The following is a 14,070-nucleotide window of genomic DNA, read 5'->3' on the forward strand; positions in this document are numbered from 1 at the left end:
AAAACTGAAGAATTGTAAAAGTTTGAAATCCTAATAAATGGCCAAAAAATTTCAATTAAAGCAAATATAATTGTTATTTTGTGCAATCAAATTGAAAAACACTTATGTTGAAAAACACTCTCAAATATATTTCATTTATTATTCTGATATCAATGATAAGCTGCGCCAAGAGAGGCAGTATTACCGGCGGTTTAAAAGATACTTTAGCTCCTGTTTTAATCTCTAGTTTTCCCGAAAATTACAGCACCAATTTCAAAGGAAACACGATTGTTTTAAATTTTGACGAATATATCAAGCTTAAAAACACCAATAAACAGCTGATTATTTCTCCTCCGATGAAGTTTGAACCAATCATTACACCTACTAACGTTAGTAAGTTTATAAAGATTGAAATCAGAGACACTTTACAACCAAACACCACTTACAGTTTTAATTTCGGGCAAGCTATTACCGATAATAATGAAGGAAATGCACTGAACCAATTTAAGTACGTTTTTTCAACCGGTCCTTATATCGATTCATTAAAATTGAGCGGAAGAATTAAAGATGCAAAAGAAAAATATGTAGACAATTTTGTATCTGTGATGTTGTATGAAGTGAATGAGAAATTTAATGATTCTACCATTTACAAAGAATTTCCAAGATACGTTACCAACACTTTGGACAGTTTAAGAACTTTTCAGTTTGAGAATTTGAAAGAAGGAAAATATCTTTTGGTTGCATTAAAAGACAAAGGCAGTAATAATAAATTCAACCCAAAAGACGACAAGATTGGTTTTTTGAAGGATTACATCACTATTCCGACTGATACGGTTTATGAATTAGAATTATTTAAAGAAGTTTTGCCTTTAAAGGCTTTCAAACCAATTCAGGCTTCAGGAAACAGATTATTGCTTCCTTATGAAGGAAAACAGGATTTCAAAAATTCAAAACCAAAAATTACGCTTAGAAACCATAATGAGGTTTTAGAAACCATTGTCACGCAATTTCCCAAAAAAGATTCCCTACAAATATGGTTTAAACCTTTAAAAACCGATTCACTATCGCTTCAAGTAGAAAAAGAAAAATATAACAAAAAGTTTAATTTAAAGATTAAAGACCAGAAAAAAGATACGCTGAATATAAGAGCAGTACAAAATGGTGTTATTAATTTTAGAGAGCGCTTTACTTTAGAAACAGAAACGCCTTTGGTAAAATTTGATAAATCTAAAATCAATCTGGTAAATAAAGATTCTACAGCGGTTGAATTTACTACTGAATATGATGAGTTTGACCAAAAATTATACGTTGATTTCAAAAAAGAACCTTCTGAAAAATATAATTTTACATTCTTTCCAGGTGCTCTGACCGATTTCTATGAAAAAACAAATGACACCTTATCTTATAAATTAACGACCAAAGAATTAGAAGATTATGGTAATTTAATATTGAATTTGCAAAATGTTAAACGCTTCCCTATAATTGTAGAAATAACAAATAAAAAAGGAGATAACGTTCTTGCAAGTGAATATTCCGAAGGTCAAACCAGAATCGAGTTCAATTTAGTCGTTCCGGAGGAATTTACTATTCGTGTTATTTATGATGACAACAAAAATAAGGTTTACGATACGGGAAGTTTCTTAAACAAAACCTATTCCGAAGAGGTTTTTTATTATCAGAAAGCTGTTGATGTCCGTTCCAATTGGGATGTTGATCAGCCCATCGACTTAAGCATTCCGTTTAATCCGGAAGTCGAGAAAAAACAAGACGACAAAAAGAGAAAAGAAGCCGAAAAGAAACGAAAAGCATTCTAAATTCTATGGATAACAACGAATTAATTGTTGAAAAAAACTGGTTTAGTAAAAACTGGATTTGGTTACTTTTTGGAATTTTGTCAGTAATATTAATTTTAATTGCTGTCTTAAACTCCAATTCCAAAAATGGATTATCTGACACTGTAACTGCATTCAAAGAAAATACTTTGTATGAAAAGGCAATCAATCATGCCAATAAAACGCCAGAAGTCATAGAAACCATGGGAAAAATCTCTCCTGTTGACAAGTTAGCCATTTTAGAAGGAAGTTCTTCTTACACAAACAACAATAATTCTGTCAATTTATCAATCAGAATTAATGGTGATATAAAAAATGGAAAATTAGAAATTCAAGCGGACAGAAATGGTCTACAATGGAATTACAAAAAAATAATTATTCGAATTAAAAATCCAAATAAAGAAATTATAGTCATCAATAAACAATAATTTTTCTAAATTTTAATTTCAAAAGTATCGCGGTCGCCCAAGAAATTTAGCTTTCGTCGGGTTTCCAATATTATATTTTTATCCAATTCAGCCGCAAAAACACCTTCTGTTTCTTGTGGCTTTATTATATAATTTCCCCAAAAATCAATTAATTGGGTATGTCCGTTATGTTCAAAATTATTATCGTCAAAGCCAATTCTGTTTACGCCGGCAACGTAACTCAAGTTTTCTATGGCGCGGGCATTTAGCAAAGTATCCCAAGCACTTGTTCGCACTTTTGGCCAGTTGGCAACATACAAAAGAAGATCGTAGTTTTCGACATTTCTCGAAAAAACTGGAAATCGAAGATCGTAACAAATCTGCAGACAAATTTTCCAATCTAAATATTCTACAATTACTTTTTCGGTTCCAGGAGTATAAAATTCATTTTCTCCCGCCAACGAAAACAAATGTCTTTTGTCGTAATATTGAAAATCTCCTGACGGAAAAACAAAAAACATTCGGTTAAAGAATTCGCCGTTTTCGGTAATAACAACACTTCCTGTTATGGCTGCATTTTTTTGTTTTGCTTTTAATTTCATCCATTCAATGGTTTCTCCGCTCATTGTTTCTGCAACATCTGAAGCATTCATGGTAAAACCGGTAGAAAACATTTCTGGAAGCACAATCAGATTGATTTCCGAATTGATTTGATCTATTTTCGAATCAAAATTTTTTCGGTTCGCCGCGGCATTTTCCCAAATAAGATCGGATTGAATTAAAGCAATTTTCATTTTAAAAAAATTTAGATTAAAATTAAATCACAATCAAACTCGGAACAGCGCTTTTGTATGGTTGTAATTTTTCGTGATTTGGCTCTTCTTCGGTAATTACATAATTCACTTCAGACAAACTAGCAATTTTCATTTTAAGAACGGTATTTAATTTCTCCGTGATCGTTAAAACTGCTGTTTTTTTAGAAGCCTGAATCATTGCCTTTTTTACCTGAACAGTTTCCCAATCAGAATCAGAATAACCTCCATCAACGTCTAAAGCATTTGTTCCTAAAACCAAAAGATCGGCTTTTATATTGGCCAATTGATGAAAAGCTTCTCCGCTCACACACATCTGACTGTAAGAAGAAATGCTTCCGCCAATCATAATCGTTTTGATATTCGGTTTATCTAAAAGCTGAACTGCTGTTAAAGCCGTAATCGTAAAAACCGTCAAATTAAGATCGTTTGGAATTAATCGGATAAACTCACGAATAGTAGTTCCACCATCAACAATCAAAACCATTCCGTCATGAAGAAGTTCAACCGCTTTTTGAGCAATAACTTGTTTGGCTTCGACAGCATAAGTCTGGTTTGATGAAGAATAGTGATATCCTTTGGTCATGGCTCCGCCTTTCACTTTAATTAAAAGCGAATCGGCATCCAATTCATTAATATCACGACGAACAGTATCTTCGGAAACACCCAATTTAGCCGAAAGAGTTTCAAAACTAACACGCGTGTGCAAATTGATCTCTTTTAGAATATGATTTTTACGTTCTTCTTTACTGTAATTTAAAACTTCATTTTCAGTGCTCATGCCGATTGATTTTTTCTATTTACAAAAATAAACATTTCATTACAAAATTCATCGAAACCAAAAAATGGATTGGTAATAAAAATTTTAAATAAGTTAATTTTAAAAGCATTTCAATATCTTTAAAACTGTTTTTCATAAAAATCTAAAGTTTTTCTCCTATGAAAAAATTCCTTTTTTTATTTTTTGTTCTTTCTTTTTTAAATGGAAAAGCGCAAAACTCAAAACAAAACAATTCCATAATTCCCGCTCCAAATTTGTATAAATTGACTGGAGACAGCATTCGAATAAATGGGAAAGTTCAGATTACTTTTAAAAATAAAAATTACAGCGAAAAGGAATTTAAATCGGCTAAAATTTTAGAATCGGCTTTGAATGTTTTCGCTTCTTCAAAAAAATCAAATCTTAAAATTGAATTTGATTCAAGCCAAAATCTTTCTTCAAAAGAAGGGTATAAAATTGAAATCACTTCGAATAAAATTACAATTATTGGTCAAGAAGAAGGACTTTTTTATGCTGTTCAATCTTTGTTGCAATTGCTGCCAAACAAAATTGTTTCAGAAATAAAACTTCCATGCGTAATTATCGAAGATTCACCTCGATATTCTTACCGAGGCTTGCATTTAGACGTCTGCCGTCATTTTTTCTCTGTTGCTGTTATAAAAGATTTTATCGCACAAATGTCTAGCTATAAATTAAACAACTTTCATTGGCATTTAACAGACGATCAAGGCTGGAGAATTGAGATTAAAAAATATCCAAAACTAACAGAAATTGGTTCAAAAAGAAATCAGACTTTAGTGGGAAATAAATTCGAAAGAACTCCATTCTTTTTTGACGGAAATCCGTATGGAGGATTTTATACGCAAGAAGAAATTAAAGAAGTTGTCAAATTTTCGGAAGCTCATTATGTGAATGTAATTCCAGAAATCGAAATGCCCGGACATGCTTCGGCGGCGGTTACAGCTTATCCAAATTTGGCCTGTTTTCCAGATCGAAATTATAAAGTGGTAGAATCTTGGGGCGTTTTTGAAGATGTTTTTTGCGCCGGAAAAGACGAAACTTTTACTTTTCTCGAAGATGTTTTGACAGAAGTTATGGCTTTATTTCCAAGTAAAAATATTCATATTGGCGGAGACGAATGTCCAAAAACAAGATGGAAAGTTTGTCCGAATTGTCAAAAAAGAATCAAAGACTTAGGTTTAAAAGACGAACATGAATTGCAAAGTTATTTCATTAAAAGAATTGAAAAATTCCTAAATGCCAACGGAAGACAGATTTTTGGCTGGGATGAAATTCTAGAAGGCGGATTGGCGCCAAACGCAGCGGTGATGTCTTGGAGAGGAGAATCGGGTGGCATTCACGCAGCAAAAATGAAACATCCCGTTGTCATGACACCAGAAGGAACCGTTTATTTTGATTACAATCAAGGTTATTCTCCAAACGAACCGCTTACGGTTGGAAGATTGAGCACTTTAAAAAAAGTCTACCACTACAATCCAACTCCAATTGACAGTTTATCGGTTGAGGAACAAAAATATATTATTGGAGTTCAGGCGAATCTTTGGTCTGAATATTTGACAAGTCCAGCGAAATTGAATTATATGCTTTATCCAAGAATGTTTGCTTTGGCAGAAATTGCCTGGACGGAACCAAAAAACAAAAATTACAATCATTTTATTCAAAATCAATTGCCGCATCATTTAGAAAAACTAGAATTACAAAATCGATTGTATAAAGTTCCAACACCTTTTGGTGCAGATGAAACGGCTTTAATTGCCTCAAAATATATTTTAGATTTAAAGCCAACCATCAAAAACGGAAAAATATTCTACACCATTGATGGTTATAATCCTGATGAAACGGCTAATTGGTATCAAAATCCAGTAACAATACATATTCCGAACGGAGAATACCGAATTATCAAAACGATTCAAATCAGCGAAAGCGGGAAAAGAAGTTCCATCAATAAAATCATTGTTCGAAATCCTGATTTAAAACCGGCTTTGGCAATTCAACCTACCAAGAATGGTTTGAAGTATGAATATTATATTGGAAATTTTTCACAAGTTCAAGATTTGGAACTTTCAAAACCTTTTTCTTCAGGCATTCTAGAAGGCAAAATCAGTGCTGAAAAATGGAAAACGAAATTAGAGCGTTATATCGGTTTAAAATTCGACGGATACATCTTTATTCCAGAAACAGGAAATTATACTTTTTCGACGCTTTCAGACGATGGATCAAAGCTTTTTATAGATAATGAGCTCATTGTAAATAACGACGGCATACATTGGGCTAATGAAGCTTATGGCGCTGTTAGACTCGAAAAAGGCTTTCACAAACTCCACATCAGCTATTTTGATTTAACTGGCGGAACGATTTTAAACTGTTTTATACAGCAGGAAAGAAAAGAAAAACAAGAAATAAGTGATTTGCAATTGTATTATGAATAGAAACAAAAAACGCATCAACCATTGGCAGATGCGTTTTTTCAAATATACTCAATTATCTATAAGATTCATTAAACACATAATCGCTATTGGGATAAATACGAATGCTGTCCACTTTAAGAACCTGACCATTAAGCAACACTACAATACTTCGGTTGTCTTCTGCAATTTTTATCTGGATTTCATTTTCTGTCAATGCTGCTTTAAAACGCTCAAAAAGTTCATCACGGTTAAAGAAAATTCTCCCTTCAAATTTTTCTTCTTTTGCTGTTTCCCAGAAAAACTGCATCACGCGCGGGAGTGCCCTGTCTCTGATTTTATTTTCTAAAAGCCAATGACGGAGCATCTGGTCTTTTTCGGCATTGTAATATTCTGTATTTACCTCAAAAATCCTGAATGCAGCATTCTCAGAAGTAAAAACAGGCTTCCACTGGTAGCGTACACGGTACATGTCCCATAATTGACAATTCGCATTTGGATTGTATTTTTTGGCTGCCAGTTCATCAAAATATTCTGGAGTAAAACGCCAGGTTCGCAAATGGATCTCTTTTGCCAGCTTTAGTTCTTGCGGATCTGTAACAACCTGCGCTTGATAACGCCCTATTTCGATTACCGTTAAACCGTAATTTGCCCAGACCACAACCATGCCTTTTGGGGCAAAACCAAAAACGATACTTAAAAGGCAATGATAAGATTTGTATGGAGCGTCGGTATCATGAATAAAAATCAAATCAGAATCTCCCTCGTAAATGTATTCTTTAACAAGCTTTCCTTTTATTTCTCTAAAAGCGTAGTTACGCCTCACCAGATCTTTCATCTTTTCTACAGGAAAATCTACTTTAAGCCTGTAAAAAGCGTTATCATAGCTGGCGTAATAGGTTAGATCTGCCCCAATAGGAGTACCGTGCTGTTCCGTCCACATTTTTCCTGAATTCCCCCATTTCCCTGAGGAGCTGCCATACGGCATACCGGCATGAATGCCCTCTAGGGTAAAAATTTCATCTTTTACCATATCTACCATATAGTCATTATTTGGATGACACATTTCGGCATGCCATTCGGGTGTTTTCTCTTTTATCATTTGACAGCTTGTTATTTGTATAGAGGCTAAAAAGAATACTAAAAATTTTATCGCTTTTTTATCCATGCGCTCCAATTTTCTTATTTATAAGACTCATTAAATACATAATCGCTATTGGGATAAATACGAATGCTGTCTACTTTAAGAACCTGACCATTAAACAGCACTTCAATACTTCGGTTGTCTTCGGCAATTTTTATCTGGATTTCGTTTTCTGTCAATGCTGTTTTAAAACGCTCAAAAAGTTCATCACGATTAAAGAAAATTCTCCCTTCAAATTTTTCTTCTTTTCCTGTTTCCCAGAAAAACTGCATCACGCGAGGGAGTGCCCTGTCTTTCATTTTATTTTCTAAAAGCCAAGGACGGAGCATCTGGTCTTTTTCGGCATTGTAATATTCTGTATTTACCACAAAAATCCTGAATGCAGCATTCTCAGAAGTAAAAACAGGCTTCCACTGGTAGCGTACACGATACATGTCCCATAATTTACAGCTGGCATTGGGATTATATTTTTTAGCTGCCAGTTCATCAAAATATTCTGGGGTAAAACGCCAGGTTCGCAAATGGATCTCTTTTGCCTCATTTAATTCTTGCTGATCTTTAACAACCTGCGCCTGATAACGTCCTATTTCGATTACTGTTAAACCGTAATTTGCCCAGACCACAACCATGCCTTTTGGGGCAAAACCAAAAATAAGACTTGTAAAAGCATCATATGATTCATATGCAGTATCTGAATCATACATTGAAAATTGTAAATCAGGATCTCCTTCATATTTATATTCTTCAATTGTTTTTCCTTTTACCTCTGCAAACGCATAACGACGTTTAACAAGATCTTTCATCTTTTCTACAGGAAAATCTACTTTAAGCCTGTAAAAAGCATTATCATAACTGGCATAATACGTTAGGTCTGCCCCAATAGGAGTGCCGTGCTGTTCGGTCCACATACCGCCTGAATTTCCCCATTTTCCTGAGGAGCTGCCATACGGCATACCGGCATGAATGCCCTCTAGGGTAAAAATTTCATCTTTTACCATATCTACCATATAGTCATTATTTGGATGACACATTTCGGCATGCCATTCGGGTGTTTTCTCTTTTATCATTTGACAGCTTGTTATTTGTATAGAGGCTAAAAAAAATACTAAGATTTTTATCGCTTTTTTATCCATGCGCCCCAATTTTCTTATTTATAAGATTCATTAAATACATAATCGCTATTGGGATAAATACGAATGCTGTCCACTTTAAGAACTTGACCATTAAGCAGCACTTCAATACTTCGGTTGTCTTCTGCAATTTTTATCTGAATTTCGTTTTCTGTCAATGCTGTTTTAAAACGCTCAAAAAGTTCATCACGGTTAAAGAAAATTCTCCCTTCAAATTTTTCTTCTTTTGCTGTTTCCCAGAAAAACTGCATCACGCGCGGGAGTGCCCTGTCTCTCATTTTATTTTCTAAAAGCCAAGGACGGAGCATCTGGTCTTTTTCGGCATTGTAATATTCTGTATTTACCTCAAAAATCCTGAATGCTGCATTCTCAGAACTAAAAACTGGCTTCCACTGGTAGCGCACACGGTACATATCCCATAATTTACAATTCGCATTGGGATTGTATTTTTTGGCTGCCAGTTCATCAAAATATTCTGGGGTAAAACGCCAGGTTCGCAAATGGATCTCTTTTGAGTCATTTAATTCTTGCTGATCTGTAATAACCTTCGCCTGATAACGTCCTATTTCGATTACCGTTAAGCCGTAATTTACCCAGACCACAACCATGCCTTTTGGGGCAAAACCAAAAATAAGACTTGTAAAAGCATCATATGATTCATATGCAGTATCTGAATCATACATTGAAAATTGTAAATCAGGATCTCCTTCATATTTATATTCTTCAATTGTTTTTCCTTTTACCTCTGCAAACGCATAACGACGTTTAACAAGATCTTTCATCTTTTCTACAGGAAAATCTACTTTAAGCCTATAAAAAGCGTTATCATAACTGGCATAATACGTTAGGTCTGCCCCAATAGGAGTACCGTGCTGTTCCGTCCACATTTTTCCTGAATTCCCCCATTTTCCCGAGGAACTGCCATACGGCATGCCGGCATGAATACCCTCTAGGGTAAAAATTTCATCTTTTACCATATCTATCATATAATCATTATTTGGATGAGACATTTCGGCATGCCATTCGGGTGTTTTCTCTTTTATCATTTGACAGCTTGTTATTTGTATAGAGGCTAAAAAAAACACTAAAATTTTTATCGCTTTTTTACCCATTGTGTATTTCTCTTTTACGGTATTTTTCCAATAGCGCCCCTTCTTTAGAGGGTGCCTGACTTTCTCTCGCCCCAAGTCCTATTTCATTTGCTTTTACGGACCAATGCAAGTACTGGTTTCTCAATTTTTGTGTACTTTCTAAATCCAGATAATCCCAGTACGCTATTTTTTTCAATTTCCATAGATAATCACGGTTTAGTGATTCCTTATCATAAAGATCTCCTTTGTATATTTCGATGTAACTATTACGTAAATCATTGCACGCATTTACGTATCTATTTAAATTATTTTTAATCTTTACAATAAATTCGTCTTTAACTGAATAGGTTTCAGTTAATTTACTAGCAGTATACTGTACTTTTCTATCCTGAGAAAAGTGAAACATCAAATGCAGTGGAATCTGATCATAAGTGTTATAGAGCTGGCGCGTACCTAACAATGCATAAAAAGTTTCTTTGCCCTCTGCAGAATGTTCGTATACATTACGGTTTAATTCATGTTTCTGAAAAATGCGCGATTCGATCTGGCGTTTTGAAAACCAGCCTTCGTTGATTACTATTTCTTTAAATTTTTTAATTTCTTGATCGGAATGCAGTATCATTCTGTTGTATATGGATTCTTTTTTATAATATAAAACAGATTTTTCTACTGCCTCATTTAGATAAGATCCTCCAATGTCTGAATGCACCCCTGGCAACGTTAATTCTAATCCATGCAGGCCAGCACTTTGTATATTAGTCAAATCAAAGTTTTCCCTATATTCATCGTCTGAAGATAGCTGCACAACAAATGTTGCTTTTTTTATGGCTTTTAAATGTAAATCTTCAACATCATTGCCATGATAAACTCCATGAGAAGCTACTGAATCATAAAGACCAACAAAATCGAACTCTATTTCATCAATCTTAAATTTATTACGAAGTAGGCATGCTGCCAAAAAACCATTCTTTTCTAAAAGCAGACAATTTGATACTATAAACTTAGTATCGCCATCTTCCATACCATCATAATACCCCGGTGCAAGAACCTGTACTTTATTATCAGGTAGATTACTATAAATCAAAGCAGGAGTATTAGCGATATGCAAAAAATGTCTTGCGGCGGCGGCACCCCGGCTAAAACCATATACATTTATTTTTAAGACATCAATCTTTTTATTTTTATATTCTTTCAACTCAACAGGAGCTTTTACACAAGCTTTCACCACTTTTGCTACAATACCTCTAGACCCCATACCCATGGCAACATCTGGAAAAACATCATCCTTTTCGAGATCTTCAGTACCAATACCTTCTATGTATAAAGCTTTTTGAAAAGCAGCTTCAGGATTTATAGCATCATAACCTCTTGCTATATTGGTGTAATCGTTGGTATAACTGTCATCGAGTTGGTTGGAGCTTTTATGTTTTTTTCCTGCTGCGGTATTTGTCTTATTGTTTTGCGTACCATCAAAAAAAATGTTTAGGGTTACACTAATCATATTATCTAATGAATCTTCGGGATCTGAAGGTTCATAATCTTTCTCGTAAATACCTTCGTCACCGCCATGCCATCTATTTTTGCCTGTTGCATGAATAACATAATCTCCATCTGTGGTGCGGAGATCCATTTTGCCCGTTGTGGTGTTTATCATTTCACCCTCAACTATTCTAAGAATACTCATGATATATTATGATGCTGTAGAGTTTTCGCCACTGTATTTATTCAGGTTTTTAGAAGCGTGCACCTCTATGTTTTCTTCTGTACTAATTAACGAAGCGCTCTTGGCAATTTCTTTTCTTTCGCTTGATTCAGATTCTCTTTTTCCTCTTATAAGTTCGGTTAAATTGCCTGTTATTCTAGTCATAAAATCAATACCTATGGTTAAGAATATCGATTTTCCAATTGTCTCCGTTTTATTACCGCCAATAGTTACATTTTGATTAATACCAACGATCGTATTCATGTTTTGCCCCGCATTTATAATAATATCCTCTCCAGCTTCAAACTCTATATTCTTTGGAGCTTTAAATCTGATATTTCCGTCACCATAAATCACAGCTATTGTTTTCCCTTTTTGACTTTCAATTGTAATATCACCTGTTGCATCATCAGAAATTATTCGGTTTCCGCTTCTTGTCTGCATTACTTTTAAGTCATTTTGTGGAGTTTCGTATCCAGATGAAGCTGCCCCATTGTAATGGGTTCCCATTATATATGGAGATTCCACGTTACCGCCTTCAAAACCTACCAATACTTCTTCTTTTATTTCGGGAATGAAATAAAATCCTTTTCCTGCACCACCATGAGGCTGAATCATTCTTATCCAGTCGCTCTCATTATCCCAGCCATTCCAGTAATATTCTACTTTTACGCGTCCCATTTTTTCCGGGTCGTTGTTGTCTATGACTTTTGCGGGCTGGCTGTCGGCAAAAGCAAATGCTTTGGGATTGGTGTAATGGGGAACCGAAACATCTGATGGAATGGCTTTAAACTCACAGCTATAATTTCCGTTTATTTCTGAATGATGGATAACTTCTACGGCTATCAATTCGTGTTCAACCGTTTTATTCTGAATGGTAAAAACCTGCCCCAAACCTATTGGGTAATAGGAAATTCCGCTGTAAAAAACACAGTTTGCATCGCTTGCAGAAGTTTGGAGTTTGACCATTTCTTCAATTTCGTCCTTATCTTTGGCGTTATTGGTGTAAGCTCCAATTTTTAATTCTCTTCGCGCTATTTGTCCTTGATTGAATCCCATTGAAACGGCAAACCTGTCACGGCTTCCTGTTGTGGTTTTTTCAGATGAACTGCGGATGCTTGATGCATTTGTATAATCATAACCACCAAAAGAGCTTTTGTGCGAAGCCAATTTGGTCTCAATCGTAAATTTATGAAGCGAAGATCCATTTATAAGTTTTACGTTGCTGGCTTTTGTCTGGCCAAACTGCATGCGCATTCCGTCAAAATAATACCATTGTCCATAACGTGTGGCAAGCCTTTTTAAGAAATTGAAACTGGTTTCGTTATACTGCGGCTTGTTCGAAAATTCTTTTTTATAAGTGGGAACAATCGCTTCTCGCTGATAAAATTCGCCAGAATTGGTTTCGGCAAAAATTTCCAGTGCAATCTGCTGGAGGTTTCGGTTAAGAAAAATTCTAGATTTTTCATTATCATCCAAAAAAACGGTATGGCTTATTCCGTAAACATGAAGACCGGCAGGACTTCCATGAAGATCAACCGATTTTAATCCTTCAATAATTCCTTTTGACATCAGTCTGATGCTGCCGACTTTGAATGTAAAAATGACTTCACTTCCAATATATTTGCTGATGGCTTTTTCCTGATCTTCGGGGGCAATTATAGCTTTTCCAGTGTACTGCCAAGTAAACGAAAAGTAATGGTGGTCGGCCATTTTCTGCGAAAGTTGGAAATCGTAATAAATAATATTTTTTTCGAAGGAACTGATTGAAATATGAACTTGTTCTGAGAATTTACTCTTAGTCATGCTTGGTTAGTTTAAGTTATTCTATAAATTTAGAATTGTGAAAACCAAACAAACTGCCCTAAAAGACATTTGTATATCATAATAAGATTTTTTTACCCAATAAAACCATATTAAGATATTTAATAATTTTTAAAACAAAAAACGCTTCCGTCGTAAAACGGAAGCGTTTTTTAAATATACTAAATTGTATTCTTTATCCTTTTAAACTTGCTGCTAAATACTCACGGTTCATACGTGCGATATTTTCAAGCGAGATTCCTTTTGGACATTCAATTTCGCAAGCTCCTGTATTTGTACAGTTTCCGAAACCTTCTAAATCCATTTGGTGAACCATGTGTAAAACACGATCAGTAGCTTCAACTTTACCTTGTGGCAATAATGCGTATTGAGAAACTTTTGCAGAAACGAATAACATTGCTGAAGAGTTTTTACAAGTTGCAACACAAGCTCCACAACCAATACAAGCAGCAGCATCAAATGATTTGTCTGCATCGTCTTTTGGAACTGGAATAGTATTCGCGTCGATTGTATTTCCAGAAGTATTTACAGAGATAAATCCTCCTGCGTGTTGAATTCTATCAAAAGAACTTCTGTCAACCACTAAGTCTTTAATTACTGGGAAAGCTTTTGCTCTAAATGGCTCGATAAAAATCGTGTCACCATCTTTAAACATACGCATGTGCAACTGACAAGTTGTAACACCTCTGTCTGGTCCGTGCGCTTCACCGTTGATGAATAAAGAACACATTCCGCAGATTCCTTCACGACAATCGTGGTCAAATGCTACAGGCTCTTCACCTTTGTTGATTAGACCTTCGTTAAGAACGTCTAACATCTCAAGGAAAGACATGTCTGGTTCGATTCCATCGATAGGATATTCTACAATCCCTCCTTTATCTTGTGCGTTTTTTTGACGCCATATTTTTAATGTAAGTTTCATAACCTTTTTCGTTTGAAAGT

Annotated in this window: 11 protein-coding genes; 3 read left to right on the forward strand and 8 right to left on the reverse strand. The window is 34.9% G+C overall.

Features of this window, described 5'->3' with window-relative positions:
- The first annotated feature begins 104 nt into the window (after positions 1–104).
- Together K6T82_RS21355 and K6T82_RS21360 are read left to right on the forward strand one after the other, a co-directional pair.
- Positions 105–1,793 carry an Ig-like domain-containing domain gene (locus tag K6T82_RS21355; RefSeq protein ID WP_223710443.1) on the forward strand — a complete coding sequence of 563 codons (1,689 nt, stop codon included), beginning with the start codon at positions 105–107 and terminating at the stop codon, positions 1,791–1,793.
- A 5-nt stretch (positions 1,794–1,798) separates the two neighbouring features.
- Positions 1,799–2,239, forward strand: coding sequence for a cytochrome c oxidase assembly factor Coa1 family protein (locus K6T82_RS21360; protein WP_223710445.1), 441 nt, complete (start codon positions 1,799–1,801; stop codon positions 2,237–2,239).
- A 5-nt stretch (positions 2,240–2,244) separates the two neighbouring features.
- On the opposite strand, the gene K6T82_RS21365 is transcribed toward K6T82_RS21360, so the two are convergent.
- Both K6T82_RS21365 and K6T82_RS21370 read right to left on the reverse strand, forming a co-directional pair.
- Positions 2,245–3,012 (reverse strand): amidohydrolase, encoded by a 768-nt coding sequence (locus K6T82_RS21365; protein WP_223710447.1) that lies wholly within the window; start codon positions 3,010–3,012, stop codon positions 2,245–2,247.
- A 22-nt stretch (positions 3,013–3,034) separates the two neighbouring features.
- On the reverse strand, positions 3,035–3,811 hold the full coding sequence (locus K6T82_RS21370; RefSeq protein ID WP_223710449.1) for a DeoR/GlpR family DNA-binding transcription regulator: 777 nt from the start codon (positions 3,809–3,811) through the stop codon (positions 3,035–3,037).
- Between the two features lie 158 nt (positions 3,812–3,969).
- Here K6T82_RS21370 and K6T82_RS21375 point away from each other — a divergent pair, with 158 nt between their 5' ends.
- Positions 3,970–6,261 carry a family 20 glycosylhydrolase gene (locus K6T82_RS21375; protein ID WP_223710451.1) on the forward strand — a complete coding sequence of 764 codons (2,292 nt, stop codon included), beginning with the start codon at positions 3,970–3,972 and terminating at the stop codon, positions 6,259–6,261.
- 52 nt (positions 6,262–6,313) lie between these two features.
- Here the strand turns inward: K6T82_RS21375 and K6T82_RS21380 are convergent, their stop codons facing one another.
- The 6 genes from K6T82_RS21380 to K6T82_RS21405 all read right to left on the reverse strand — a co-directional run bounded on the left by K6T82_RS21380 (position 6,314) and on the right by K6T82_RS21405 (position 14,050).
- Positions 6,314–7,339 carry a DUF2931 family protein gene (locus K6T82_RS21380; protein ID WP_223710453.1) on the reverse strand — a complete coding sequence of 342 codons (1,026 nt, stop codon included), beginning with the start codon at positions 7,337–7,339 and terminating at the stop codon, positions 6,314–6,316.
- An 80-nt stretch (positions 7,340–7,419) separates the two neighbouring features.
- The gene (locus K6T82_RS21385) at positions 7,420–8,448 is read right to left on the reverse strand and encodes a DUF2931 family protein (RefSeq protein WP_223710455.1); all 1,029 of its coding nucleotides are present in this window, start codon (positions 8,446–8,448) and stop codon (positions 7,420–7,422) included.
- An 80-nt stretch (positions 8,449–8,528) separates the two neighbouring features.
- Positions 8,529–9,557: a DUF2931 family protein gene (locus K6T82_RS21390; protein ID WP_223710457.1), complete on the reverse strand. Its 1,029-nt coding sequence runs from the start codon at positions 9,555–9,557 to the stop codon at positions 8,529–8,531.
- A 58-nt stretch (positions 9,558–9,615) separates the two neighbouring features.
- Positions 9,616–11,286, reverse strand: coding sequence for a phospholipase effector Tle1 domain-containing protein (locus K6T82_RS21395; protein ID WP_223710460.1), 1,671 nt, complete (start codon positions 11,284–11,286; stop codon positions 9,616–9,618).
- A gap of 6 nt (positions 11,287–11,292) precedes the next feature.
- A complete protein-coding gene (locus K6T82_RS21400; RefSeq protein ID WP_223710462.1) occupies positions 11,293–13,110 on the reverse strand; it encodes a type VI secretion system Vgr family protein in 1,818 nt (605 codons plus the stop codon).
- A gap of 193 nt (positions 13,111–13,303) precedes the next feature.
- A complete protein-coding gene (locus K6T82_RS21405) occupies positions 13,304–14,050 on the reverse strand; it encodes a succinate dehydrogenase/fumarate reductase iron-sulfur subunit (protein ID WP_177211807.1) in 747 nt (248 codons plus the stop codon).
- Positions 14,051–14,070 lie beyond the last annotated feature (20 nt).

The sequence above is a fragment of the Flavobacterium potami genome (genome assembly GCF_020026915.1).
Classification (GTDB): domain Bacteria; phylum Bacteroidota; class Bacteroidia; order Flavobacteriales; family Flavobacteriaceae; genus Flavobacterium; species Flavobacterium potami.